23 protein-coding genes and 1 tRNA gene are annotated in these 20679 nt (G+C 64.1%); 11 read left to right on the top strand and 13 right to left on the bottom strand.

From position 1 onward, the window contains the following. Positions 1-85: 85 nt before the first annotated feature. The gene (dnaG, locus tag KJJ24_RS03585; protein WP_214341173.1) at positions 86-2194 is read right to left on the bottom strand and encodes a DNA primase; all 2109 of its coding nucleotides are present in this window, start codon (positions 2192-2194) and stop codon (positions 86-88) included. Positions 2195-2240: 46 nt separating this feature from the next. Here dnaG and KJJ24_RS03580 point away from each other — a divergent pair, with 46 nt between their 5' ends. Beyond that, the gene (locus KJJ24_RS03580; RefSeq protein ID WP_214341170.1) at positions 2241-3104 is read left to right on the top strand and encodes a DMT family transporter; all 864 of its coding nucleotides are present in this window, start codon (positions 2241-2243) and stop codon (positions 3102-3104) included. On the opposite strand, the gene KJJ24_RS03575 is transcribed toward KJJ24_RS03580, so the two are convergent. Next, positions 3085-3552 carry a hypothetical protein gene (locus KJJ24_RS03575; protein ID WP_250544895.1) on the bottom strand — a complete coding sequence of 156 codons (468 nt, stop codon included), beginning with the start codon at positions 3550-3552 and terminating at the stop codon, positions 3085-3087. The two genes, KJJ24_RS03580 and KJJ24_RS03575, sit on opposite strands and share 20 nt — an antisense overlap. 22 nt (positions 3553-3574) lie before the next feature. Here KJJ24_RS03575 and ruvA point away from each other — a divergent pair, with 22 nt between their 5' ends. From ruvA to KJJ24_RS03560, 3 genes are read left to right on the top strand one after another with little or no spacing between them, the layout of a single operon-like run. Continuing rightward, positions 3575-4237, top strand: coding sequence for a Holliday junction branch migration protein RuvA (gene ruvA, locus KJJ24_RS03570; RefSeq protein ID WP_214341163.1), 663 nt, complete (start codon positions 3575-3577; stop codon positions 4235-4237). 58 nt (positions 4238-4295) lie between these two features. Continuing rightward, positions 4296-4565, top strand: coding sequence for a 30S ribosomal protein S15 (rpsO, locus tag KJJ24_RS03565; RefSeq protein ID WP_214341160.1), 270 nt, complete (start codon positions 4296-4298; stop codon positions 4563-4565). Positions 4566-4567: 2 nt separating this feature from the next. Next, positions 4568-4975, top strand: coding sequence for a PAM68 family protein (locus KJJ24_RS03560; protein WP_214341157.1), 408 nt, complete (start codon positions 4568-4570; stop codon positions 4973-4975). On the opposite strand, the gene KJJ24_RS03555 is transcribed toward KJJ24_RS03560, so the two are convergent. The 9 genes from KJJ24_RS03555 to KJJ24_RS03515 form a co-directional block, all read right to left on the bottom strand. After that, positions 4950-8483: a DNA polymerase III subunit alpha gene (locus KJJ24_RS03555; RefSeq protein ID WP_214341154.1), complete on the bottom strand. Its 3534-nt coding sequence runs from the start codon at positions 8481-8483 to the stop codon at positions 4950-4952. The genes KJJ24_RS03560 and KJJ24_RS03555 overlap by 26 nt on opposite strands. 61 nt (positions 8484-8544) lie before the next feature. Further along, positions 8545-10005, bottom strand: a complete 1461-nt coding sequence (gatA, locus tag KJJ24_RS03550; protein WP_214341151.1) for an Asp-tRNA(Asn)/Glu-tRNA(Gln) amidotransferase subunit GatA — start codon at positions 10003-10005, stop codon at positions 8545-8547. A gap of 32 nt (positions 10006-10037) precedes the next feature. Then, positions 10038-10280: a DUF1816 domain-containing protein gene (locus tag KJJ24_RS03545; protein WP_214343245.1), complete on the bottom strand. Its 243-nt coding sequence runs from the start codon at positions 10278-10280 to the stop codon at positions 10038-10040. A gap of 53 nt (positions 10281-10333) precedes the next feature. Further along, complete coding sequence (gene rlmB, locus KJJ24_RS03540) at positions 10334-11935, bottom strand: 23S rRNA (guanosine(2251)-2'-O)-methyltransferase RlmB (protein ID WP_214341149.1); 1602 nt, start codon at positions 11933-11935, stop codon at positions 10334-10336. Continuing rightward, positions 11936-12325 carry a ribonuclease III domain-containing protein gene (locus KJJ24_RS03535; protein ID WP_214341147.1) on the bottom strand — a complete coding sequence of 130 codons (390 nt, stop codon included), beginning with the start codon at positions 12323-12325 and terminating at the stop codon, positions 11936-11938. A gap of 28 nt (positions 12326-12353) precedes the next feature. Then, a complete protein-coding gene (locus tag KJJ24_RS03530) occupies positions 12354-12701 on the bottom strand; it encodes an STAS domain-containing protein (RefSeq protein WP_214341145.1) in 348 nt (115 codons plus the stop codon). Positions 12702-12805: 104 nt separating this feature from the next. After that, positions 12806-13948: a glutamine-hydrolyzing carbamoyl-phosphate synthase small subunit gene (gene carA, locus KJJ24_RS03525; RefSeq protein WP_214341144.1), complete on the bottom strand. Its 1143-nt coding sequence runs from the start codon at positions 13946-13948 to the stop codon at positions 12806-12808. A gap of 24 nt (positions 13949-13972) precedes the next feature. Next, entirely contained in the window at positions 13973-15013 is a 1041-nt protein-coding gene (gene trpD / locus KJJ24_RS03520; protein ID WP_214341142.1) for an anthranilate phosphoribosyltransferase, read from the bottom strand. 41 nt (positions 15014-15054) lie between these two features. Next, on the bottom strand, positions 15055-15378 hold the full coding sequence (locus KJJ24_RS03515) for a DUF3288 family protein (protein ID WP_214341140.1): 324 nt from the start codon (positions 15376-15378) through the stop codon (positions 15055-15057). A gap of 52 nt (positions 15379-15430) precedes the next feature. Between KJJ24_RS03515 and KJJ24_RS03510 the strand changes: the two genes are divergently transcribed. The 7 genes from KJJ24_RS03510 (at position 15431) to KJJ24_RS03480 (ending at position 19298) form a co-directional block, all read left to right on the top strand. Further along, entirely contained in the window at positions 15431-17197 is a 1767-nt protein-coding gene (locus KJJ24_RS03510) for an ABC transporter ATP-binding protein (RefSeq protein ID WP_214341138.1), read from the top strand. Positions 17198-17282: 85 nt separating this feature from the next. After that, positions 17283-17546 carry a hypothetical protein gene (locus KJJ24_RS03505; protein ID WP_214343244.1) on the top strand — a complete coding sequence of 88 codons (264 nt, stop codon included), beginning with the start codon at positions 17283-17285 and terminating at the stop codon, positions 17544-17546. Between the two features lie 29 nt (positions 17547-17575). Continuing rightward, positions 17576-18331, top strand: a complete 756-nt coding sequence (gene msrA / locus KJJ24_RS03500; protein WP_214343240.1) for a peptide-methionine (S)-S-oxide reductase MsrA — start codon at positions 17576-17578, stop codon at positions 18329-18331. Then, on the top strand, positions 18328-18621 hold the full coding sequence (locus KJJ24_RS03495) for a hypothetical protein (protein WP_250544894.1): 294 nt from the start codon (positions 18328-18330) through the stop codon (positions 18619-18621). The genes msrA and KJJ24_RS03495 overlap by 4 nt, the downstream gene beginning before the upstream one ends. A 10-nt stretch (positions 18622-18631) precedes the next feature. After that, positions 18632-18820 (top strand): hypothetical protein, encoded by a 189-nt coding sequence (locus tag KJJ24_RS03490; protein ID WP_214341135.1) that lies wholly within the window; start codon positions 18632-18634, stop codon positions 18818-18820. Between the two features lie 56 nt (positions 18821-18876). After that, on the top strand, positions 18877-19209 hold the full coding sequence (locus tag KJJ24_RS03485) for a Rho termination factor N-terminal domain-containing protein (protein ID WP_250544893.1): 333 nt from the start codon (positions 18877-18879) through the stop codon (positions 19207-19209). Between the two features lie 15 nt (positions 19210-19224). After that, positions 19225-19298 (top strand) — tRNA-Pro (locus KJJ24_RS03480). 66 nt (positions 19299-19364) lie between these two features. On the opposite strand, the gene KJJ24_RS03475 is transcribed toward KJJ24_RS03480, so the two are convergent. Continuing rightward, positions 19365-19616, bottom strand: a complete 252-nt coding sequence (locus KJJ24_RS03475; protein WP_214341132.1) for a hypothetical protein — start codon at positions 19614-19616, stop codon at positions 19365-19367. Positions 19617-19738: 122 nt separating this feature from the next. After that, positions 19739-20599, bottom strand: a complete 861-nt coding sequence (locus tag KJJ24_RS03470; RefSeq protein ID WP_250544892.1) for a 3'-5' exonuclease — start codon at positions 20597-20599, stop codon at positions 19739-19741. Positions 20600-20679: the final 80 nt, after the last annotated feature.

The following is a 20679-nucleotide window of genomic DNA, read 5'->3' as shown; positions in this document are numbered from 1 at the left end:
AGTGGCAACCAGGCAAACGCCGATCACGCGGCGGATGGGGGAAAAAGGCATAGCTATGTCTTAACAGAGCTGGGACGACCGAAGCTCAAACTGTGAGCGAATCCGCGTGCTCCTGCAGCACATCTTCAAAGCCAGCGCGGCGCTGCTGATCGAGATGGGCGATGTGCTGACGCTCGTTGTAATAGAGCTCCTGAAAGCGCAGGGCATCAACGTTGAGGTCAGCAAACATCGCCTCGATGCGCGCTTCCATGTCGAGGGCTATGGGTTGCAGGGCGCTACTGGGGGCTGGCTCGGCGGTGGCATGGCCCTCCTCCAGAAGACGGGCAATACAGCGCTCCAGCGTTTCCAGCCGCTGGGCACTCCAGGCGTTCAGGAGGTGGCGGCAGCGCTTGAGACTGCGCTGCCGCTCCAGTGATGCCGTGGCGCCGCGTAATTGCAGCAGAGGGTTGGCCAGGGCAAGGCGCTGAACGTCGCTCGGCTCCAGGAGCGGTGTCAGCCGGGTTGGCAGGTCGGAAGGTGCTTCGGCGTCGCTGAGTAGGAGTTGATCAGAGAGCAGCCGCGGCAGCTCAAGATTGGCCAGATCCGAGCCGGAATCAACGCCGCGATTAATCGCCTCAAGCCGGCCCACACCGAGGTTGTCCTCCTCCAGGGCGCTGATCGCGGCCCAGAGCTGGCGGTGATGGGCGATGGCGAAATCGTCGAGTTCACGGCGGCGCAGCTCGGCGCGAATCGCGCCGCGGTGGCTGGGGCAATGCAAGTACAGCCGCAGCAACTCCGCTTCAGCCCGCTCCCGCAGGCCCGCCTCACCGGGTTGTTCCCAACGCTGGGAGCGGCCATGCCAGCGCTGGCCTTTCACCTGCTGGCGTAGGTCGTCTTCCAGCTGCAGAGCCAGGCGGGCCTGGCCGCCGCTGAGCCGCTCGGCCACCTGCTGCAGGTAGCGGGAGCGCACGGCACTGGCGGGCAGCTTGCCCAGCAGCACCACCAGCTCGCTCACCGATTGCTGGAACTGATCGGATCGGGCCAGATCACGGCCCTCGAGCACCTGATCGATCTGCCAGTCGAGCCACAGGGGCGCCTGATCCAGCAGGGAGCGGTACTCCCCAGCCCCATGCTCCTTCAAAAACTCATCGGGGTCTTTACCGGCCGGTAGGTGCAGCACCCGCAGTTCCAGCTGACCCTGCAGCGCCAGCTGCTCCACCTCACCGATGGCCCGCTGGGCGGCGCGCACCCCAGCGCGGTCGGTGTCGAAATTGAGGATCAGGCGCTTGCCATCGCAGCAGCGGCAGAGCTGGGTGATCTGTTGGCTGCTCAGGGCGGTGCCCAGGGCCGCCACCGCATTGGGGATGCCGGCGGCATGCAGGGCAATCACATCGAAATAGCCCTCCACCACCACCGCACGATCGTCCTTACGGATGGCATTGACCGCCTTATCGAGACCGAAGAGGTGCTTGCCCTTCTCAAACACCTCCGTTTCCGGAGAGTTCAGATATTTGGGTTCACCGCCATCGAGGCTGCGGCCACCGAAGCCGATGATCCGGCCCTGCCGGTCGCAGATGGGCACCATCACCCGGTGGCGGAAGCGGTCGTAGAAGCCGTCGCCACCGCGCCGCGGCACCACCAGGCCTGCTGCCTCCAGCAATTCAGGGGCAAAGCCCTCCACCTGCTGCAGGTGGCTGAGCAGCCCATCCCAGCGCTCAGGCGCATAGCCAAGGCCAAAGCTCTCCAGGGTGGTTTCGCTCAACCCCCGCTGCTCACGCAAATAAGCCAAGGCCGAAGCGCCTTCAGGGCTGCGCAGCTGGCTGCGAAACCATCCCGCCGCCAGCGCCAGCACCTTATGGAGCTGGTCGCGACGCGAGAGTTGCTGCCGCAACCGCTCCTGCTGCGGCCCCTCCAGGGTTTCCACCGGCAGCTGGTATTTGCGGGCCAGCTCCAGCACAACATCGCTGAAACTCTGGCGCTGCAGCTCCATCAGGAATTTGATGGCATTCCCGCCGACACCACAGGAGAAGCAGTAGTAGAACTGCTTGGCCGGCGACACCGTCATCGACGGCGATTTGTCGTCGTGGAACGGACAGACGCCGACGAACTCGCGTCCCTTCTTCTTGAGCACCACGTGCTCGCCCACCACATCAACGATGTCAGCGCGTTCCTTAACGGCCTCGATCGTGCGGGGGTGGAGGCGAGGAGCTGACACGCTGCGCGCACGGGTGCGGCTTCAGGATGGCAGGCCTGCCCTATGGATGCTGTCCAGCGCCATCAGTTTCAGCCTGATGGGCGTGTGTGTGAAGGCGGTGGGAGACCGCATCCCGGTGGCGGAGGTGGTTCTGGCTCGCTCAGCCGTGAGCCTGCTGCTGAGCGTCGTCATGCTGCGTCAGGCCAGGCTCAACCCCTGGGGCAAGCGGCGCGGGCTCCTGGTGCTGCGCGGGGTGATCGGCACCGGCGCTCTCTTGTGTGTGTTCGCAGCACTGGCGCAGCTGCCGCTGGCGGCTGCCACGGTGTTGCAGTATTTACAGCCCACGTTCACCGCACTGCTGGCCTGGCTGCTGCTGCGCGAGAGGGTGGGGCCGCGCATCCTGCTGGCGGCCCTGCTGGGTTGGATGGCGGTGGTGGTGCTCAGCAACCCCACGGAACTGGCGGGAATGCTGGGGCCGCTAGCGGCACTGCTGGGGGCCACAGCAACGCCACTACCCGTGGCAGGGGTGCTGCTGGCCATTGCCGGAGCGGTGCTGTCGGCCTGCGCCTATGTGAGCGTGCGCGCCCTGGGACGCACGGAGCACCCGCTGGTGATCGTGTTTTATTTCCCGCTGGTGGGGCTGCTGCTGACAGCCCCCCTGGTGATGCTGCAGCCGGTGTGGCCGACCGCCTGGGAGGCGCTGGCTCTGGTGGGGGTCGGCCTGTTCACGCAGCTGGGGCAACTGGGGGTGACGAACGGTCTGCTCGGGATGCCAGCGGCGCGGGCCACAGCTCTCAGCTATGGACAGGTGCCGATGGCGGCCCTATGGGGCTGGCTGTTCTTCGGCGAAGCCCTTGATCCCGATACAGCCATGGCGGCGGGACTGGTGCTGGCCGCCACACTGCTGAGCCTCAGGCGCTCTCGCCCTTGAGCGGCAGCGGATCAATCAGCCAGTCCTGGGTGGTGCCATTGCTGCTGCCGGTGGGTCGTGCCAACCGCCAGCTCTGGCCACGCTCCCCACGCTGCAAATAGAGATCAAAGGCGCTGTCCACCCGGATCGGATCGCCGGGCAGGCGCCAATCGAAACGACCGGTGAGATGCAGGCCTTTGCTGCCGCCGATCGCCATCGCCTGTTGCGACTCCACACGCACTCGGCTCACTTGGGGCTTGCCATCGGCACTGGTGAGCTGCAGGGCATCGGCGATGGAGCGCTGGGTGAGATCGATCTGCAGCGATAGGGCTGAGAGCAACACCTTCTGAGAGGGCTGGCCTCCGCCACAGGCACTCAGGCTGAAACTGAGCACAAGACTGAGCAGCAGGGCCACAACCCGGCGCAGAGCTTGCAGCGGCGGGAACAGGGTTGTCGGACCGGGCAGCATGGGTGGCATTGGAAGTGCTCCCATGATCGGCTGGCTGCAAGGGCAACTCGCTGATCGCTGGCAGCAGAGCAGCCGCTGTGGTGCCCTGCTGGTGTGCGGTGGTGTGGGCTATGAGGTGCAGCTGCCGCGTCGCCAATGGGAGCAACTGGGGGAGAGCGGCAGCGATCTGAGGCTGCACATCCACCAGGTGATCCGCGACGACGCCTGGACGCTCTATGGCTTCGCCGGCCGAGCAGAGCGGGATCTATTCCGGGAGCTGGTGGCGGTGAGCGGGGTGGGCCCGCAGATGGCGCTAGGGCTACTCGGCCAGCTCAGCTGCGAGGAGCTGGTCAGAGCGATCGTCCAGGCCGATCTGAGGTTGTTGTCCCAGGCCCCCGGTGTGGGCAAACGCACAGCGGAGCGGCTAGCGGTGGAGCTGCGTACCCGCCTGCAGGAGCGCTACTCCGGTGCCCTGGGAATGGCAGATCAAGCCGATTTAGAGCTCGCGGCCCGCACTGATCAGGCCGATCTGCAAGACGATGTGCGCAGTGAGGTCAGTCTCACCCTCACAGCACTTGGCTATGAAGCGCTGGAGGTCAACAGGGCCCTCAGAGCCGTAGCGAGCTTGCAGAGTTTGGAAGGTGGCGATGCGGATGCCTGGCTGCGGGAAAGTTTGCGCTGGCTATCGCGGGGCCAGGCGGCCTGAGGGGGTGACCACGAGGCGGTAAGTTGGTTGTTTGCACCGTCAGGGCCAGACGCCGCGCATGTCGCTCGACACAACACAGAAGCAGGAACTGATCAACGCTCATCAGACCCACGGCACCGACACCGGTTCTGTTGAGGTTCAGGTGGCCATGCTGAGCGAGCGCATCAGCAAGCTGAGCGGACACCTGCAGAACAACATCCACGATTTCTCGTCGCGCCAGGGGCTGCTGAAGATGATCGGCCGCCGCAAGCGCCTGCTCAGCTACCTGCGGAGCAATAGCGAGCAGCGCTACATCGCTCTGATTCAGAAGCTCGGCATCCGCGGCTGACAATGGCAGCCAAGGGGAACAAACGCACCCGCTCAATGGGCGGCGGCGGTCTAGGACCGCAACCCCCTGCCAGCCTCAACAAAGCCAGGCCACAGCAGGGCATACCCGACTATGTGGCCAATCGCATGGCCCGTCGCGTGGCCATCGCCACCGGCATTCCCAGCGTGCTTGGGATGTCGTCTTTTGTGGGCAGCTACCTGCTGGTCAGCAAAGGCATCCTCGACATCCCTCCCGGCGTCACCCTGGTGACCTCTGGAGGGTTTTTTCTGTTGGGACTGGTGGGGCTGAGCTATGGCGTGCTCTCCGCCAGCTGGGAGCCGGGTGCCGGCAGCCTGCTGGGCATGGAGCAAATCGGTGTGAACATCAGCCGCCTGCGCAGCTCGATCAAGCGGCCACCAGCGGCGAGCTGAGCCGGGCACGGAAGGCCTGGGCAGCGAGGCTGTTCAGAGCAGCCTCACCGTCGCGCACGCAGAACTGGTGACCTAGGCGCACAAAACGCGTCTGGTCGTGGTGATGCACCATCGCCACCACCGGCACCCTCACACCAGATTCATCCTTCTCAGTGCGGTGCAGAGTGAGGCACTCGCGCAGCTTGTGCTGCACAGCGATATCGCTGGCCTCACTGCCCTCCAGCTCCACCAGCAGCACCTTGAGCTCATCGATCACCCGGCAGTCATCCACGATCAGCTGCACTTGCTCATCGCGGCGATCCACTGACGCCCAGATCAGCAGGCGAGCGTCCACCATCAGGTGATCCGCCAGACGGGCATAGGTCTTGGGAAAGACCACCGCCTCGCAGCTGCCGCTGAGATCCTCCACCTGCAGCACAGCCATCCGGTCACCCTTGCGGGTGGTCACCGGGCGCAACGCAGCCACCATCCCCACCACACTCACGCGCGTTTTATCGGCTTGCTCCTCAAGGCTGCCAAGACCCACTGGTGAGAGCAGCTGGACAGGCCGAGTGAGCTGCTTGAGCGGATGATCGGAGAGGTAGAAGCCCACCAGCTCTTTCTCCAGCCGCAGCTTTTCAGTGGGCGGGTAGTCGGGTACCGGCGCCGCCTTCGGGGCCGTGCTGAGATCACCACCGCCGTCGGCTGACGCAGCAGCATCGCTACCACCACCCAGGAGGTCGAACAGGTTGCCCTGGCCGCTGGCACGGTCGCGAGCACGCGAAGCAGCCCAATCGACCATCAGATCGAGATCGGCCATCAGCTGGGCACGATTGGCCTCGGGCTCCAGAGCGTCGAGAGCACCGCAGTGGATCAGTGACTCCAAGGAACGGCGGTTGAGCGTGGTGCCGGGGATGCGATCGCATAGATCCGCCAGCGAACGGAAGGGGCCATCGCCGCTGCGAGCTTCCAGCAGAGCGCGGATGGCGCCGTCGCCCAGGTTGCGCACGGCCGAGAGGCCAAACAGGATGCGATCGCCAACGGGGGTGAAGTCGATCCCTGAGGCATTCACATCCGGCGGCATCACCTCGATGCCCATGGCGTTGCAATTGGAGATGTAGCGCTGCACCTTGTCGGTGGTGCCGGCATTCACCGTGAGCAGCGCCGCCATGTAAGCCACTGGGTAGTGGGCTTTGAGGTAGGCGGTTTGATACGTCACCGCGCCATAGGCGGTGGAGTGGCTCTTGTTGAAGCAGTATTCAGCGAAGAGCACCATCTGCTCAAACAGCGCCTCCGCGATCTTGGGATCCACGCCGCGCTCGGTCGCACCGTTGACAAAGAGGCTCTGATGCTTCTCCATCTCGCTCTTCTTCTTCTTACCCATCGCTCGGCGCAGCAGGTCAGCCTCACCAAGCGAGTAGCCAGCTAGATCCTGCGCGATGCGCATGATCTGCTCCTGATACACCATGATCCCGTAGGTCTCCTGCAGGATCGGCTCCAGTTTGGCGTGAGCGAAATCAATCGCCTCGCGGCCGTGCTTGCGGTTGATGAACTTGGGAATCAGTCCGGCATCAAGTGGTCCGGGTCGATAGAGAGCAAGAATCGAGGAAATATCTTCCAGTGATGAGGGTTTGAGGTCACGCACGATCTGACGCATGCCGCTCGATTCCAGCTGGAAGATGCCTTCGAGGTCACCGCGCGCCAGCAGGCCGTAGGTGCCTGGATCATTCAGGGGGAGGGCATCGGGATCGAGCTTCTCGCCGGTGCTCTGCTCAACCAGATCGATGGTCTTGTCGATCATGGTGAGGTTCTTGAGGCCAAGGAAATCCATCTTCAGCAGCCCCATCGACTCCACGTCTTCCATGAAGTACTGGGTGATCACCTGGCCGTCGTTGTTGCGCTGCAATGGCACCACTTCATCGAGGGGATCAGCGGCAATCACCACACCAGCGGCGTGTACACCGAAGGTTTTGTTGGTGCCTTCGATCCGCATCGCCATATCCACCCAGCGTTTCACCTGGGGATCGTTCTGATATTTCTCGCGGAATTCGGGCGCCGGTGATTCGTCGCCGATCATCTCCTTGAGCTTGGCGGGCTTACCCCGCACCACTGGAATCAGCTTGGCCAGGCGATCAGCATCGCCATAGGGGATGTCGAGCACACGAGCCACGTCTTTGAGCACCGCCTTGGACGTCATCCGGTTGAAGGTGATGATCTGCGCAACTTTCTCTTCGCCATAGCGGCGGGTCACGTAGTCGATCACCTCGCCGCGGCGCTCGATGCAGAAGTCGGTGTCGATATCAGGCATCGACTTGCGCTCGGGATTGAGGAAACGCTCAAACAGCAGCCCGTTGGTGACCGGATCGATGTTGGTGATCCCCAGGGCGTAGGCCACCAACGAGCCGGCGGCTGAACCACGGCCGGGGCCCACCGGAATGCCGTGATCGCGGGCGAAGCGGATGTAGTCCCACACCACCAGGAAGTAGGTAGGAAAGCCCATCTGCTCCATCACCTGCAGCTCAAAGGTGAGCCGTTCGCCGTAGTCAGGGGTGAAGGCTTCTGCCTCGGGCAGGTTGAGCCGGGCACGCAGGCCCTGTTCGCTGACCTCGCGCAAGTAGCTCACCGGCGTGTGCCCCTCCGGAATCGGGAAGCGGGGCATCTGATAGCGGCCAAGGATGTCGTAGTCCTCAACCTTCTCCGCCACCCGGGCCGTATTGGCAACGGCTTCCGCCACAACATCCGGCTCGAGATGATCGGAGAACAGAGCGAGCATCTCCTGCTCACCCTTGATGTATTCGGTGCCGGTATAGCGCAGGCGTTTCTCGTCGGAGACAAGCTTGCCAGTGAGGATGCAGAGCAGCGCGTCGTGCGCTTCGGCGTCGTTGCTGGTGAGGTAGTGGGCGTCGTTGGTGGCGACCAGAGGAATGCCCAGCTCACGGGAGATGCGCACCATCTCCACATTCACAATTCGGTCTTCCGGCGAGCCGTGGTCCTGGATCTCGAGGTAGAAGTCGTCACCGAACACGCTCTTGTACCAAGCAGCGACCTCGCGGGCCACGTCGGGACGGTTGCGCAGAATCGCCTGTGAAAGCTCGCCGCCCAGGCAGGCGGTTGCCACGATCAGGCCTTCGCTGTATTGCTCGAGCGTGGGCTTGTCGATGCAGGCGCGAGAGAAGATGCCGCGCCCGCGCATGCCGCGCAGATGGCTGATGCTGGTGAGCTTCACCAGGTTGCGGTAGCCCACCGCATTCTTGGCCAACACCACCAGGTGGTAGCGGCGCTCTTTCTTCGGTGGATTGGGGTCATCAAGGGAGCCATTGATGACATACATCTCATTGCCGATGATCGGCTTCACCGAGGTGCCCTTGCAGAGCTTGAGCAGCTCGATGGCGCCGTACATCACACCGTGGTCGGTGAGCGCCAGGGCCGGCATCCCCAGCTCTTCGGCCCGCTTCACCATCGACGGCAGCTGACTGGCTCCATCCAGGAGGCTGTAGTCGCTGTGGTTATGAAGCGGAACGAAGGCCAACGGCGGCAGCGCGGGGTGGTGCTGGTTCCAGGCTAAGGGCAGACCACCAGATGTAGTGCTTTCAGGGCACCAGAGCAGCAGTAGGACGCTGTTGCATCACCCGAGCTGCCTGCTCGTAATGCCAGGCCACCTGCAGCAGACGCTCCTCCTGCAGCACACCAGTGATCAACTGCAACCCGATCGGCAAGCCGGCACCATCGAAACCGCAGGGCAAGCTGATGGCAGGCATCCCGGCCATGTTGGCAGGGATGGTGAGCAAGTCGGCGAGGTACATCGCCAGCGGATCTTCGCTGTGAGCCCCGAAACCGAAGGCCGTGGTGGGAGATGTGGGGGTGAGCAGCACATCCACTGATTGGAAGGCGCGATCGAAATCACGGCGAATCAGGGTGCGCACCTGCTGAGCCTTCTTGTAGTAGGCGTCGACATAGCCCGCCGAGAGTGCATAGGTGCCGATCAAGATGCGGCGCTTCACCTCATCACCAAAACCTTCGGCGCGGCTGCTGGCGGTCATCTCCGCAAGACTGGCGGCGTCTTGGGCGCGATAGCCGTATTTCACACCGTCGTAGCGAGCCAGATTGGCTGAGGCCTCCGAAGGGGCGATCACGTAATAAGTGGCGATGCCGTCGTTAAAGCGCGGGCAACTCAGATCCACCAGCTCGCAACCGAGAGCCTCGAGCTGATTGGCAGCCGCCATCACCGAGGACTTGACCTCAGGGTCGAGGCCTTCGGCTTCAAAGCATTCGCGCACGATCCCCACCTTCAGACCTGCCACCGGCTGCTGCAGCGCAGCTGTGTAATTGGGGACAGGGGCCTTGAGGCAGGTGGAATCACGAGGATCTTCACCTGCAATCACCTGGAGCAGTTCGGCGGCATCAGCCACATTGGTGGCAATCGGGCCCACTTGATCGAGGGAGCTGGCGAAGGCCACCAGGCCGTAGCGGCTCACCCGGCCGTAGGTGGGCTTCAGTCCCACCACGCCGCAGAAAGCAGCAGGCTGGCGAATGGAACCGCCGGTATCCGAGCCGAGCGATCCCACGCATTCACCAGCAGCCACAGCGGCGGCGCTCCCCCCGGAACTTCCTCCAGGGACCTTGTCTGTATTCCAGGGATTACGGCTGGGGCCGAACACAGACGTCTCGGTGGAGCTGCCCATGGCGAACTCATCGAGATTGGTCTTACCCAAGAGCACAGCACCGGCGCCCCAGAGGCGGGAGGTCACGGTGGATTCGTAGGGGGGAACAAAGGTCTCCAGCATGCGGCTGGAGCAGCTGGTGCGAACACCCCGGGTGCAGAGGTTGTCCTTGATCGCCAGGGGGACACCGGCAAGGGGCGGCAGAGCCTCGCCGGCAGAACGGGCCGCATCGATACGATCGGCGTCTGCCCGGGCCCGCTCGGCGGTGACCTCCGTGTAGGCATTGATGATGGGCTCAACCGCCTCGATGCGGCTGAGGTGGTGGTCGGTGAGCTCGCGGGCGGACACGTCACCGCGCTTGAGCTGCTCGCGCCACTCGGCGATACCCATCAACCCACTTGCAGATCCAGGGGTCGACGCTATCAGTCGGCACTGATGGTGAGAGGTTCACCCCGGCGCGTGCGCAGCAGGCTGTGGTTCACCTCAGCGGCACCTTCACTGCGAAGATCTGCCAGGAAAGGAGGGAGGGCCTCCTCCAGGCTGCTGCGACGGACGTAAGGGCCAAACCAGTAGGTGACATCCGGCTGGCGGGACTCCACCCGGGCCCACCAGGCCAGACCAAGCCCGTTGGCAACGCTGCGCAGGGGCTGGAACAGGGTGGTCATCGGTGTGGTGAACAGTGGACTCATTGTGGCGGGGAAACCGCCAGACGCAGCATTCAGAGCTTGATGTCGCCCGAGAAGCTCTCCGGACCCTTGGGGGCCAGGCTGAGCACCACCTCATCCACCAGCTGCTGGGCCGCTGCGCTCTGCTCAGCGGTGAAGGCTGGTGCCTCCTGATGAAGCTGGAGCATGGGCTCAAGCTCAGGTTGCTGTTCTTGTTCCGGGTTGGGTACCGGATTCGCTTCTGTTTCCGGTTCCGGTACCGGGTTGACAGCCTCCGGTGCGGCAATCGGCGCTGAAGCGATCTGGGGCCGCACGATGCGTGGGGCGGGAGCTGAGCCGGTGATCTGCTTCATCCAGCCGCGACGGGCCACCTCGTAGAGCACCATCGCGGTAGCTACAGAGGCATTGAGGCTGGGGGTGGCACCGCGCAGGGGAATGCGCACGAGCTGATCGCAATGTTTGCGGGTGAGCATCGAGAGGCCGGAGCCTTCGGAGCCGGTGACAATCACCAGCGGGCCGTCTAGATCGGCCTCGCTCAGAGCCACGCCGGCCTCACCAGCCAGGCCGACCACGCGGTACCCCTCCTCCTTCAAGGTTTCCAGGGAGCGATTGAGGTTCACCACCCGGGCCACAGGCAGATGTTCAAGGGCTCCGGCGGCCACCTTGGCCACCGAACCGGTTAGCCCGGCACTACGGCGCTGCGGCAAGACCAAACCGTGTGCACCGAGGGCTTCCGCACTGCGCACGATGGCGCCGAGGTTATGGGGATCGGTGATGCCATCGAGGGCCATCAGCAGCGGCGGTTCGCCGAGGCTGCGGCAGCCGTCGATCAGGCTGCCGAGGTCGAGCGTATCGGCTGCGGCGGCCTGAAGCACGATGCCCTGGTGCACCGCACCATCGGTGAGCTGGCCGAGACGCGACCAGGTGACTTCTTCCACCAAAACGCCGCCGGCCTTGGCTTCGCGCAGCAGCTGCATGAAGCGGGGCTGGAAGCGCATCTCGGGCGTGCACCAGATCCGATGGATGGGCCGATCGCTCTCCAAGGCAGCCTGAGCGGCATGGCGCCCCCAGATCAGATCATCAGCAGGGCCAGCGTTGAAGCGGTCTGATTCGCCACTGGGGGCGTCAACGATCAGCGGCCGGCTGGGCGGGGCCTGATCGCGATCACCGCTCAGGGGGCGGCGATCAAAGCGGCGGTCCTGGAAGGAGGACCGGCCATTGGGGCGGCCAGTGGGACGGCCCTGGCCATTAGGACGGCCCGGACGCCGCTCACTACCGCTGCGGCTACCACTGCCGCGGGGGCTATCAAAGCGAGGACGATCGAAGCGGGGACGATCCGAGGGAGGACGATCCGAGCGGACTGTCTCATCACCGCCGTAGCGGGGTGTATCGAAACGGCGTTCGGGGCGGGAGCGCTCGCCGTAACGCTCCGGGCGAGGGCGATCTCCACGCTCCGGCCGCCGGCTGAAGGAGGGACGATCGGCACGCTCGCTGCGCTCACCACCTGCCGTACGGTCGGGCCGCCATTCGCCGCGAGGGGCAAATGGACGACGGGAGCCGCCGCGTGAATCGGGTCGACCAGGGCGACCGGGGCGCGATCCCGCCGGCCCCGAGCCCTGGCCCTGGTCCCTGCGGCGATCAAAACGGGGGCTCATTCAGTCAGCGGGCAAAGGGGTTATCGGGTCGGCGTTCTCGAGGTGTGCCAGCAGCTGGGCAAGGCGGCTGGGGTCTTGAAGAAAGAGCCAGCCAACCATTGTCTCAAACCCCGTTGCCCGGCCATAAATGCCGGCCTCGCCTTTGCGGGGTCCACGGCCGGCACGGTTGCGGCCTTTCCGTACCAGCTCTAGCTCCTCCTGCGTGAGCAGGCCATCACGTTGCAGCACAGCCAGGGCCGCCGCCTGTGCATCAGCGCGCACCGCAGCCACCACAGCCCGGTGCAGATCAGCGCTGCGGCCAGGGCTGCGGCAGTGGCGTAGGCGCTGATGGAGCTCCCACACAGCGTCGCCAAGCCAGGCCAACTGCAGGGGACCTAGCTCAGCGTGCATGGGGCTGGCCGGAACGGCCAGAAGCCACTCAGGCGGCGATGGCTCCGAGGGCTGTATCGAGGTCGGGCTGGAGATGGAGAAACTGCTCAAGCCTCACCAGTTTCACCGTCTGAACAACGCGGGCATTCCCCACAACCACAAATTGCATGGCCTGGTCGTTGCAGAGCTTGGCCATATGCACCAAAGCTCCGAGGCCGGAGGAGTCGATGAAATCGATCTTGCTGAGATCAACCACCAGCGGCTGAGGTGTGCTGGTGAGGTGATCGGTGATGAAGGCGAGAAACTGCTTCTCGGAATAGGCATCCAGCTGGCCGGTGAAGCTGAACAGCAGACAGCCGTCCTGCTGCTGATAGCCACCGCGCAGAGACACGGTCAATCGCTGCAGATCAGTGATGGCTCCTGACCTCTGACGTTTGGGGCGCTTGCAGTGTAGTGACGGTTTTCGGAACCGACAGGACCGAAACAAACCGGAATGGATGACTAGCGGCGTTCGGCCATGAGCACAGCAAAGCGTCCGAAGTGGTGGTCGGCGTCGTGGGGACCTGGGCTCGCTTCTGGGTGGTATTGCACCCCGAACACAGGCTTTTGGCGGTGCGCCAGGGCCGCCACGGTGCGGTCATTGAGGTTGAAGTGGGTGACCTCCACCGCATCGGATGGCAGCGATGTGGCGTCGATGGCAAAGCCGTGGTTTTGGCTGGTGATCTCCACCACACCGGGACTGCCGCAGGGATGGTTGAGGCCGCGGTGGCCGTAGCCGAGCTTGTAGGTGCTCCCGCCCATCGCCAGCCCCAAGATCTGGTGACCGAGGCAGATGCCAAACAGTGGCAGATCGCTCTGTTGCAGCAATGCACGAGCCAGCTCAATGCCGCTGGTCACGGCGGCAGGATCACCAGGACCGTTGGAGAGGAACACACCCTCGGGGTTGTGGGCTAGCACCTGATCGAGCGTGGTATCCGCCGGCAGCACCGTCACGGCGCAGCCGTGCGCTGCCAGGCGCTCCAGGATTGCCCGTTTGATGCCGAAATCAATCGCCACCACCCGGTAGGGCTCAGCCGGGATGCTCTGCAGGCGCTGATCGAAGCGGGCGGAACAGAGCGCATCCCAGTTGTAAACACGGTCGGTCGTCACCCGCTGCGCCAGGTTGAGGCCAGCCATCGAAGGAGCAGAGCGAACCTGTTCCAGCAGCACCTGGGGTGTGGTGCCATCGGTGCTGATCGCGCCATTCATCGCACCGCCTTCGCGGAGGTGACGCACCAAGGCGCGGGTGTCGATGCCACGGATACCCACCACTTGATGGCGGTTGAGCCAGGAATCCAGGCTGGATTCACTGCGCCAGTTGCTGGGAACGGGTGCCAGTTCCCTGGCGATCACCCCACGCACGTGGGGGGCATCAGCCTCCTGATCAGCGCTATTCACCCCGGTGTTGCCCAGCTCCGGATAGGTGAAGGTCACCAACTGGCCGGAATAGCTGGGGTCGGTCATCACCTCCTGATAACCGCTCATGCCGGTGTTGAACACCACCTCGCCAACCGCTGTCCCGGTGGCACCAAACGCTTCACCGCGCAGCACCAGGCCATCGGCCAGCACCAGCAAAGCGGGGGAGGAGGAAGGAGCTGTGGTCATCAGCCCATCATCCCCTTCAGCGGTTCAGCTGGCTGTCACATCCAAGGCCGAACGCAGTTGCTCAAACCGCTGCCAGGCCGCTCCGCTGCCCATGGCCTCCAGCGCTCTCGGCACAGCAACCTGCACGGATTCCGCTAGACCCGAAGCCCAGAGCACCAGCGCGGTGTTGAGGGCCACCACATGCCGCTGGGGGACGGTGGCACGACCCTGTAGCACCGCCTCAAGGATCGCTTGGTTGTCGGCGAGGTCGCCGCCCACCAGCGCTTGCATCGGTGCCGCCGCGAGGCCTACCGCCTCAGGGATCAACGTTTCGGAGCGCACCTGCCCCCCTTCGATCAACCGCAGTTGGCTCGGGCCCGACAGGGAAGCTTCATCCAAGCCCCCATGGCCATGCACCACCACGGCGCGCTGCAATCCGAGGCGAACAAGGGCATCAGCCATCGGATCGAGAAGATCAGCCGCCCCTACCCCCAGCACCTGCGCATCGGGTCGGAGAGGATTCACCAAGGGGCCCAACAGGTTGAACACAGTGCGCACGCCGAGGGCACGGCGCAAAGGTGCGAGGCCCACCAGAGCTGGATGCCAGGCCGGCGCAAACAAAAAGCTGACACCAGTCGGCTCCAGCGCAGCCACCACTTGGGCCGCAGGCGCTTTGAGGTTGAGGCCGGCCGCTTCGAGCACATCAGCCGAGCCCACCTTGCCGCTGGCGCTGCGGTTTCCGTGCTTGGCCACATGGGCGCCGCAGGCGGCAGCCACAAATGCCACAGCTGTAGAGATGTTGAAGGTGTTGGCACCATCGCCGCCGGTGCCACAGGTATCCACCAGGCGCAGAGCCGGCCTGGGGCCGGGCAGCGGGCAGGCCTGGCGAAGCACATGGGCCATGCCAGCCAATTCCTCACCGTTCACGCCCTTGGCCCGCAAGGCCGCCAGTAGGGCTCCCGTCAGCACCGGCTCCAACTCTTCAGCCAGCCAGGCCTGCATCAGAGCAGTGGCCTGCTCGTTCTGGAGGGATCGTCCCTGCAGCAACTGCTCCAGCAGGGCGGGCCAGGACGGGGCTGCAGCCATGGGAGCAGGTCAATTGGGCCTGATGTAGCAGAAAAAGCGGATCAGGGGCTGTCTTGATCAGCGGTATCGAAGCCGGAGCCCACGGCTTGCTCCTGGGCTTCAGCGCCTGGGCGATAACCGCCAGACCAGATAGCGCGGCAGCGCTGATTGAGCTCCTGGTGGCTTAGGCCCCACAGACGCAAGGTTTTCTCCAGGTCATCTTGAAGATCAAGAGCACCGGGAAAGCCGGCGTAGCGCATCAACAGGCGGCCGAGGTCCACCAGCTGCGCGTCTTGGGGCTGTTGGGTGGCCAGCAGCGCATCCACGAGCTCGCGATCGGAGCCATAAAGAGGATGCTGCTGCTCAGGCTGGTCGCTCGTGGGCACAACACTCGCTAGGGGTTTGGCTCCTTAGGTTGGCAGCTTCTTGTGGAGCGTCATGGCAGCCATCCGGTTCGGGTTGATCGGGCGCTACCTGCGGCCCTATCGCCGCACGGTGCTGGTGGGCATGGCCGCTCTGGTCGTGGTGAACCTGCTGAGCGTCACGCTTCCGTTGCTGGTGCGGCGCGTGATCGACGACCTGCAAGACGGATTCACGTTCAGCGACGTGCTGCAGCAGGCCGCGCTGATCATTGTCCTAGCCACGCTGATGGGGGGAATGCGGCTGTGGTCCCGGATGCTGGTGTTCGGTGTGGGCCGTCAAGTCGAGGCCTCCCTCAAGCAGCAGATCTTTGATCAAACGCTGCGCCAGGAACCGGGCTGGGTGCAGAGCACTGGCAGCGGGGAAGTGATCAGCCGCGCCACCAGTGACGTGGAAAACGTGCGACGCCTGCTGGGCTTCGCCGTGCTCAGCCTCACCAACACGCTGCTGGCCTACACGCTCACCCTGCCAGCAATGCTGGCGATCGATCCGCTGCTGAGCCTGGCGGCTGTGGGGCTGTACCCGTTGATGTTGGTCACCGTTCGCCTATTTGGTGGTCGAATGATGCGCCAGCAGCGGCGGCAACAAGAGGCCCTGGCCCAGCTCAGCGACCTGATCCAAGAAGACCTCTCCGGCATCAACGCCATCAAGATTTACGGCCAGGAGGCCACAGAACGTCAGGCCTTCGCCGAACGCAATCGCCGCTACCGCGACGACGCTCTGCAGCTGGCCCGCACCCGCAGCACCCTGTTCCCTCTGCTCGAGGGCATCTCCTCAGTGAGCCTGCTGCTGCTGCTGGCGCTGGGAAGCGGCCAACTGGCAACGGGCAGGCTGAGCATCGGTGATCTGGTGGCCCTGATCCTTTATGTGGAGCGTCTGGTCTTCCCCACAGCTCTGCTGGGGTTCACGCTCAACACATTCCAGACCGGTCAGGTGAGCCTGGAGCGGGTGGAGGAGCTCCTGCGCCGTAAGCCCAGGGTCACCTCACCGGCCAAACCCCAACCCATCGCCGCACCGCTGCGACCTGGCCGCCGTGCCGCAGCGGTGGAAGCACGCAACCTCAGCGTTCGCTACCCCGATGCCGAACGGTTGGCCCTTGAGCATGTGAGCTTCCGGCTTGAGCCCGGTGAACTGGTGGCCGTGGTGGGGCCGGTTGGCTGTGGCAAAACCACCCTGGCGCGCGCCCTTGGCCGCATGGTGGAGGTTCCCAGCGATGCCCTCTATCTCAATGGCACCGACATCACCGCGGTGGATCTTGAGGACCTGCGCCGCCAGGTAGCGCTGGTGCCGCAGGAGGGCTATCTGTTCACGGCCAGCCTGGCGGACAACCTGCGCTACGGCGAACCCAGCGCAGCGCTGGAGGAGGTGGAGCAGGCGGCCGTTCAGGCACGGCTTGAAGGCGACATTCGCGGCTTCCCCGATGGCTATGGCACCCTCGTGGGTGAGCGCGGCATCACGCTCAGCGGCGGCCAGCGCCAACGAACGGCCCTGGGCAGGGCCCTGCTGGTGCAGGCGCCTCTGCTGGTGCTCGACGATGCCCTGGCCAGCGTGGACAACAACACCGCTGCCGACATCCTGCAGTCGGTGCGCAGCCAACAGGACCGCACCATCTTGATGATCAGCCACCAGCTTTCCGCCGCAGCCGCCTGCGACCGGATCCTGGTGATGGACAGTGGCCGCCTCGTGCAGGAAGGCCACCACAACGAACTGGTGCAGCAGAGCGGCACCTACCGCCGCCTTTGGGAGCGAGAGCAGGCCGAACAACAGCTAAGCCAGGCGGCATAGCGCCACGCTCGTCAAGTTCTGTACCTGGCGGCAGACAAGCCACTCCGGCGTGGCTTAGCTGGTGCTGACGCTCCGCGCCGCTGCCATGACCACCGGTGTGCCCTACCGCCTCCGCTGCACGCTCACCTTCGGAGACATCTACGGCCAGATCTTGATTTGGATGCTGGTGATGGTCGTGAGCCTGGCGGCAGGACTGGCCCTGATGGGTGCCAGCAAACCCTTATTCGCCCTGGTGGGTGTTGGGCTGATTCTGGTGCTCTCGCTGCCGTTCCTGCTGTTCGCGTTCACCACCACACTCCTGAACCACATCGCGTTGGATCCAGGCACAACGCAAGGTTCAGCGCCGTAGGCTGAAGCTTGACTAAGGCTGCGGCAACAGTGTTTGGACTGTTTGAAGGACTGGGCGGATCAAAGAGCCAGCTCGTTGCACCAGACGCCGCCCTAGCCGGCCGCCCCGATCCCATCGCCACGGCCGAGAGGCACGTGGTGCTCGGGACCGCGCTGAAGGCCCCGCTGAGCACGAGCCAACAGGAAACTCTGTTTGGCTGCGGTTGCTTCTGGGGTGCTGAGAAGGGTTTTTGGCGCCTGCCCGGCGTGATCAGCACAGCCGTCGGCTACGCCGGCGGCTTCACCCCCAACCCCACCTACGAAGAGGTGTGCTCCGGCCGCACCGGCCACACCGAAGCAGTGCGCGTGGTGTGGGACGTGAACGCGATTGATTTCAGTGATCTGCTCAAGCTGTTCTGGGAATGCCACGACCCCACCCAGGGCATGGGCCAGGGCAACGACACCGGCACCCAATACCGCTCCGCGATCTATGTGAACGAGCCTGGGCTGCTGATGGTTGCCCAGGCCTCCCGTGATCGCTACCAGCAACTCCTCAACGCCTCTGGCAAGAGCACCATCACCACCGAGATCGCTACCAACAAGCCGTTCTTCTTTGCAGAGACCTACCACCAGCAGTATTTGGCCCGCCCCGGCAGCCGCCCTTACTGCTCAGCTCGTCCCAGTGGCGTGCTGCTCGATGGCTTCGAAGGCTCCCACTACAAGCTGCCCGCCTCGGTGTGGAGCCACTTCGACTGGTCGATCGACCACTGCGTGCTGCGGGGTGACAACACCCCGATTCGCTTGTGATTGGCCATCTGCTGCTATCGCTCCTCGCTGTTAGCAGCCCCTGGTGGGAGGACTACGACACCCGTGATCGATTCCTCTGCGGTGATCAAGGGAGCGTGGTGGTGGAACGCAACGACGCCCAGGCATCGCTGATCAGTGGGCGCAGCCGTTTCACCCTCTTCCGCGTTGCCAGCAGCCAACCTGGCCTGCGCTTCGCGACCGACGGGATGGAGCTGATCCTTTGGGGCGACAACCTCACCCTCGAGCAGGGTCGCCGCAAACTGCAGTGCACCCGCACCGATCAAGCGTGATCACCCAGCCATGAATCCACTCCCCGACCGCACCATGATCCTCGGGATGCTCATCACCCTGGGCCTGGTGTTTGCGCTGGTGTTTTGGTTTGTGCGGTTAGCGCCCGACACCGCGCCAGCCCTCCAGTGGCGCGACTCAGCCCCGACCACTCCTATCCAATCCGCCCCAAGCAACCAGAGCGGCAGTCCTCTGATCTGAATCTGGGGGACAATGCCCACTCGGCCGATCGGCCTTCGCCTCCTTTCTCGTTCAGCGTGAATCCCAAGCCCCAGCGCCAGCTGCATCCGCTGCCTCGGGGGCTGGTGGAGCTCTATGGCCTGCTGGCGGTGCTGTTTGTGCTCGTGCCCGAGTGGATGGCTGATGGAGCGCTCTCCGGACTACGCCAGGGCCGTGAAGGCAGCCTGCTGCCCATGCCCGCATCTGCCTGGCAACGCATCCCTGAACTGCGGCTGGCAGCCATGAATCTCAGGGATCTGCGCCAGCTGGCCAAGGAGCTACGGCTTTGGGGTTATAGCGGCCTGAATCGCGAGGAGCTGAGCAGCTCCCTTCTACGCAAAATCCAGGCCAGGCGAGGGAAGGCGCTGTGATAATTTCTTTCTGGCCGGGGCGTAGCGCAGCTTGGTAGCGCACCACTTTGGGGTAGTGGGGGTCGTGGGTTCAAATCCCGCCGCTCCGATTTCAACCGGCTCCTGAACCACCCCACAAGGGTGGTTTTTTTATGCCGGACACAACACCGGCAGCCTTACTGCAGGCGCGTGTGAACCCGATAGCAAGCCAGCCAACGATTCACCCGGGGGCGCAGGGCCGGCGGCACCTCCTCCAGCAGCTGGGACAGCTCCAGGGCACCGAGCCTGCGCAGGTCACGCACATTCACGTGCCAGAGAGCCTCGGCCTCGCGGATCAGACGTGCCCAGGTGCGGGTGTCCTGCCAGCGCTGCACCCGTTGGTGCACCCCTGGGGGATGGCGGGGATGACCGCGCGCTGAAACAGCCATGGATGCTCACCGCAAAGCTTCATCCACACCATGGCAATTCCAGGCAGAGCTGCACCAAACCAGCATGTCGCCTTCTTGTTGCTGAAGCAAAACCAGTGCTGAGCAGCAGCCAAGATTGCCGATCAGGCCGTACGGCGCTGCTGCTCTCCATCCACGGGAACCACCGGAAAAGGCAACAAAGCCACTTCCCGCTCAGACAGCTTTCGGCTCCAGGCGCCGTTCACCGGTTCATTCCAGCGGAAACCGGCCTCACGGGCCTTGTGACGCTCGTCGTAAGACAAGCGTGCCCTGTAGAGGCGGCGCGGTTCAAGACCCTGAGCAAGCAGCTGCTCGAGATCACTGCAGCGTTCAAACACCTGAGCCAAATAAATACAGTCGGTTAAAGCTCGATGGGCCGCCCATACCGGCACGCTGTAAGCCAGGGCGAGATCGCGAACAGAAGGACTGGAACGCAGATGGCGCTCGGCCGGCCAGCGGATGTCATCCATGGTGCACAGCCAAGGTTTCTCAACCGGCGGCAGCGGCGCCATGCCAAACCACTGGCGATCAAAAGCGGCGTTGTGAGCCACCACGAGATCTGCCGTAGCCAGCAGCGCTTCAAACCACTGCAGCCCCTGTTGCCAGGGCTGGGGCTGACGGGTCAAGGTCGGATCGATGCCGTTCACCGCCTGGGCAGGGTTCTGCTCACAGGGGAGCAGGAACGACACCTGGCTCAGCACTGAGCGGCGCGGCACATCAAACAGCACAGCCCCCACCTCGATGCAACGATCACACTGAGGATCAAGACCAGTGGTTTCGGTATCGAGAATCAACAGCCGCTGCGGCTCGCCCACAGCTGCTGTCGGCCTTGGTTTAGGGGCGGGCAGAGCCTCAGCGCTTTGATCGGCTGGTGGTTGAGCCGCTACTTGCAGTGATTCACCCAAGGGTTGATCAAACGACTCAACAGCGGCAGCGGCAGGCACCTCTGCCGGTGGAGCCTGCATCAGACTCAGGAGATCTACCTGCTCCCAGGGTTGCGGGGGTTCAGCCGGGACCATCTGCCGCTGCGCATCCTCACCATGAT

It is taken from the genome of Synechococcus sp. LA31, assembly GCF_018502385.1.
Lineage (GTDB): Bacteria > Cyanobacteriota > Cyanobacteriia > PCC-6307 > Cyanobiaceae > Vulcanococcus.
The sequence above is the reverse complement of the archived record's forward strand: the minus strand, read 5'-3'. Positions and strand labels throughout refer to the sequence as shown.

What these genes read in the sequence shown, in the direction of transcription:
- KJJ24_RS03580 (WP_214341170.1), top strand. Translation starts at nt 2,241, where the DNA reads ATGCTGTCCAGCGCCATCAGTTTCAGCCTGATGGGCGTGTGTGTGAAG.
- KJJ24_RS03575 (WP_250544895.1), bottom strand. Translation starts at nt 3,552, where the DNA reads ATGCTGCCCGGTCCGACAACCCTGTTCCCGCCGCTGCAAGCTCTGCGC.
- ruvA (WP_214341163.1), top strand. Translation starts at nt 3,575, where the DNA reads ATGATCGGCTGGCTGCAAGGGCAACTCGCTGATCGCTGGCAGCAGAGC.
- rpsO (WP_214341160.1), top strand. Translation starts at nt 4,296, where the DNA reads ATGTCGCTCGACACAACACAGAAGCAGGAACTGATCAACGCTCATCAG.
- KJJ24_RS03560 (WP_214341157.1), top strand. Translation starts at nt 4,568, where the DNA reads ATGGCAGCCAAGGGGAACAAACGCACCCGCTCAATGGGCGGCGGCGGT.
- gatA (WP_214341151.1), bottom strand. Translation starts at nt 10,005, where the DNA reads ATGGGTATCGCCGAGTGGCGCGAGCAGCTCAAGCGCGGTGACGTGTCC.
- KJJ24_RS03545 (WP_214343245.1), bottom strand. Translation starts at nt 10,280, where the DNA reads ATGACCACCCTGTTCCAGCCCCTGCGCAGCGTTGCCAACGGGCTTGGT.
- rlmB (WP_214341149.1), bottom strand. Translation starts at nt 11,935, where the DNA reads ATGAGCCCCCGTTTTGATCGCCGCAGGGACCAGGGCCAGGGCTCGGGG.
- KJJ24_RS03535 (WP_214341147.1), bottom strand. Translation starts at nt 12,325, where the DNA reads ATGCACGCTGAGCTAGGTCCCCTGCAGTTGGCCTGGCTTGGCGACGCT.
- carA (WP_214341144.1), bottom strand. Translation starts at nt 13,948, where the DNA reads ATGACCACAGCTCCTTCCTCCTCCCCCGCTTTGCTGGTGCTGGCCGAT.
- trpD (WP_214341142.1), bottom strand. Translation starts at nt 15,013, where the DNA reads ATGGCTGCAGCCCCGTCCTGGCCCGCCCTGCTGGAGCAGTTGCTGCAG.
- KJJ24_RS03510 (WP_214341138.1), top strand. Translation starts at nt 15,431, where the DNA reads ATGGCAGCCATCCGGTTCGGGTTGATCGGGCGCTACCTGCGGCCCTAT.
- KJJ24_RS03505 (WP_214343244.1), top strand. Translation starts at nt 17,283, where the DNA reads ATGACCACCGGTGTGCCCTACCGCCTCCGCTGCACGCTCACCTTCGGA.
- KJJ24_RS03490 (WP_214341135.1), top strand. Translation starts at nt 18,632, where the DNA reads ATGAATCCACTCCCCGACCGCACCATGATCCTCGGGATGCTCATCACC.
- KJJ24_RS03475 (WP_214341132.1), bottom strand. Translation starts at nt 19,616, where the DNA reads ATGGCTGTTTCAGCGCGCGGTCATCCCCGCCATCCCCCAGGGGTGCAC.
- KJJ24_RS03470 (WP_250544892.1), bottom strand. Translation starts at nt 20,599, where the DNA reads ATGCAGGCTCCACCGGCAGAGGTGCCTGCCGCTGCCGCTGTTGAGTCG.